3 protein-coding genes are annotated in these 3574 nt (G+C 28.0%); all 3 read left to right on the forward strand.

Translation table 11 applies throughout. The annotated features are described in order from the left end of the window. The first annotated feature begins 357 nt into the window (after positions 1-357). On the forward strand, positions 358-1782 hold the full coding sequence (locus tag HUJ77_RS15070; protein ID WP_291710039.1) for a PTS transporter subunit EIIC: 1425 nt from the start codon (positions 358-360) through the stop codon (positions 1780-1782). Between the two features lie 104 nt (positions 1783-1886). Next, a complete protein-coding gene (locus tag HUJ77_RS15075; RefSeq protein WP_291710042.1) occupies positions 1887-2543 on the forward strand; it encodes an HAD family phosphatase in 657 nt (218 codons plus the stop codon). A gap of 93 nt (positions 2544-2636) precedes the next feature. Continuing rightward, on the forward strand, positions 2637-3574 hold a 938-nt coding region (locus tag HUJ77_RS15080), incomplete at its 3' end, for a nucleoid-associated protein (RefSeq protein WP_291710043.1).

The following is a 3574-nucleotide window of genomic DNA, read 5'->3' on the forward strand; positions in this document are numbered from 1 at the left end:
CGATTAGTATAATTATATTTTAGAATAATTGCCTAAATTTATATAGCTTATAAAGCAATATTTTATAAGGGAGGTGAGAAAATAAAAAACAATAATCCTAAAGATAAAATAACAGTGCTATTATTTACGATATTTAAATAATAATGTTAATAACAATACAATAGATGTGAATTATATTTACAAATAGGTAAATGTAATATCAATGAGAAAAGAAAAGTGATTTATAAATATTTATAGCTATCATAATAATTTTTTTATGAAATTGTGAAAAGGATTTAAATGCATTTCACAATTGGACATGCGTAATAAAAACAAGATTAAATTTATCTTAAATAATAAAAGAAAGTAGGAGATTTTATGACAAATTTGGAATTAGCTAAGATTATTGTTAAGTTAGTTGGGGGCAAAGAGAATGTTGTTAAGGCTGCTAACTGTATGACTAGACTTAGACTTACTATAAAAGATAACAGCATAGTAAAAGTTGATGAAATAAAAAATACTGAGGGTGTACTAGGTGTTGTTGAATCTAATAATTACTTACAAGTAGTATTAGGACCTGGTAAGGCTAAAAAGGTTACAGATATATGTATTCAAGAATTAGGACTACCTAGTGATGGAGTAGTTACTGAAAATTGGAAAGATAATAAACAAGCAATAAGAGAAAATCAAAAACAAAGTAAATTTAAAAACTTAGTAACTTTAATTGCTAATATATTTATACCTTTAATACCTGCAATTATTGCAGCTGGTATATTTAATGGATTAGGAAGTTTAATTTCTACATTACAAGGACAAGGTACTTTACCAGCAGAAGGTTTCTGGAAGGCTACACAATTAATGTTTGCATTAATAGGTGGTGGATTCTTATCATACTTTGCTATTTATACAGGTATTAACTCAGCAAAACAATTTGGTGCAACAGAAGCACTAGGTGGTATGGTTGGAGCTATTTCAATTAGTGCTAATATAGTAGCATTATCTACTATGATGGGATTATATAATGAAGAAGTTCCACTAAATTCTATTTTAACAACAGGAAAAGGTGGTATTATTGGTGTAATCTTTGGTGTATATATTCTTGCTAAGATTGAAAAAGCAATCCGTAAGAGAGTGCCAGATGTTTTAGACTTAATACTAACTCCATTATTAACATTATTAATAACAGGAATATTATTCGTATTTGTAATAATGCCTTTAGCTGGATTTATATCTGATGGATTAGTTTCTGCTTTAAGCGTAATTATTAATTCTTCAAATCCAGTTGTTAATGTAATAAGTGGATTCCTTTTATCAGCATTGTTCTTACCAATGGTTTTATTTGGATTACATCATGGATTAATTCCAATATATGCTATTCAATTAGAAGCTATGGGTGGAGTTTCATTATTCCCAGTACTTGCAATGGCTGGAGCTGGACAAGTTGGTGCTGCAATAGCAATTTACTTTATAGCTAGAAAAGTTAAGAATATGAGACTACAAAAAGTTATTACAGGGGCATTACCAGCAGGATTCTTAGGAGTTGGAGAGCCATTAATATATGGAGTTACTCTTCCAATGTTTAAACCATTTATTACTGCAGGACTTGGAGCTGGATTTGGTGGAGCTTATGTAATGCTTACAAAGGTATTAGCTACAGCTTGGGGCCCATCTGGATTAGTAGCTATTCCAATAATGCAACCAGGAAGTATGCTTAATTACTTTATAGGGCTAGTAGTTTCTTATGTAGCTGGATTTATTATTACTTACTTTGTAATTAAGGATTCAGATGTTAAAAATGCATAATTAAATTAATATAATAGGATTTATATCAAAAAGAGATATAAATCCTATTTTTTTTGCAAATTTATATTATAATATATAAATAGAAAAGTTACGGAGGAGAAAAAATGGATAAAGTTGAATTAGTTATATTTGATATGGATGGGCTAATATTTGATACAGAAAAAATCTCTTATTCATCATGGGTGGAAGCTGCTAAAAAATTCAATATTAATTTTGATTTAAATACATTTTATAGACTAGTTGGCACTAATAATGAAAGTTGTAGAAATTCATTAATGGCAGAATATAAGGATAAAGTAGATGTAGATGAATATATTAGGGAAAAAAGAAAAATAAATATTGATTTATTAATAAATGGAGCAGAAAAAAAGCAAGGATTAGATGAATTATTAGAATATCTAACTAATAACAATATTAAAAAAGCAGTTGCAACATCATCTAATAGAGAAGTTGCATTAGGGCATTTAAGAAAAGCAAATATATTACAATATTTTGATTATGTATTATGTGGAGATGAAGTTAAAAAATCAAAACCTAATCCAGAAGTGTTTTTAAATGTTGCTAAAAAGTTAGAAATAAATCCAAGGAATTGTATAGTCCTTGAAGATTCAGAAGCTGGTGTTATAGCTGCAAGTAGAGGGAAATTCAAAGTTATAATAATTCCAGATATGAAGGAACCAGAAAAGGAAATAGAAGAGTTAGCTTACAGAAAATTAAACAATTTAAAAGAAGTAATAGATGTAATTGAAGAGTTAAAATAAATTAGACATAATAATATGAACAAAAGGTAAAGGTGGTGAATTTGGACTATTAATAATCTATTAAAAAGATAATTTTATAATGGTCCAAAAAATATGGAATATATAAGTGATATTAATATACAAGAGGCAGTAATTCATATTGTAGATTCAAATACTGATGATCCCGTATTAAATGAGTATAGTCTTGAATTAAATGAAGATACATATACATTCCTACATAGGCACTTAGAAAAGTGTTTCAAAGATGAAGAATTAAAATATGCCTTATTTAATCCTGAAAGAAATATAGTAAAAGAAGTAGTTCAAGATTATTTAAATGGAATAGATAAGGATTTGGTTTCACTATCTAAGGAGCTTGCAAGACAGTTATTTATTATTATGAAGGGAAATACTAATATTCCATCCTGCGACTTAATAATAGTATCATTAGTTACAGATCAAGGACCAATGATAGGTATATTAAAGATGGACTATGTAAAAAACTTTACACATAAAGTTGAGTTTATAGAAAATAAAATAGAAATAGATATAGTGCCACAAGCAGCAGGACTTCCAGCAAGTAGCCAAAGAATACAAAAAGCTGCATTTATAAAGCCTATTAGAGAAAATCAAGACTATAATCTTATGGTTATAGATAAGCAAAGAAAAAGTAAAGATGAAGATGAATATGGAGCTAATTACTTTATAAGTAATTTCCTTGGATGCTCAATTATAAATAATGAAAGAGATATGACTAAGACATTCTTAAAGGCTGCTGAGAATTGGACTAGAAGCAATATTGTAGAAGATGCTGATAAGGCAGAGAGAATAAGAACGGCAGTTAAAGCAAAGTTAAAGGAAGAAGATAAGATTAATATAGAGGATTTATCTAATGAATTATTTAAAGAAGAGCCTCAAATAAAAGATGACTTTGCTACATTTGTAAAGAGTCATGGTCTTGAAGAAGAAATAGCAATAGATAAACAATGGGTTGAGAAAAAGTTAAAAAGAGTAAGATTAAAAATAGATAAAGATATTGATTTATATATTAA

Origin of the sequence: Clostridium sp. (genome assembly GCF_021443865.1) — a bacterium.
In the GTDB taxonomy this organism is placed as follows: Bacteria; Bacillota; Clostridia; order Clostridiales; family Clostridiaceae; genus Clostridium.

Coding starts and splice junctions, on each gene's coding strand:
- HUJ77_RS15070 (WP_291710039.1), top strand. CDS start 358: ATGACAAATTTGGAATTAGCTAAGATTATTGTTAAGTTAGTTGGGGGC.
- HUJ77_RS15075 (WP_291710042.1), top strand. CDS start 1,887: ATGGATAAAGTTGAATTAGTTATATTTGATATGGATGGGCTAATATTT.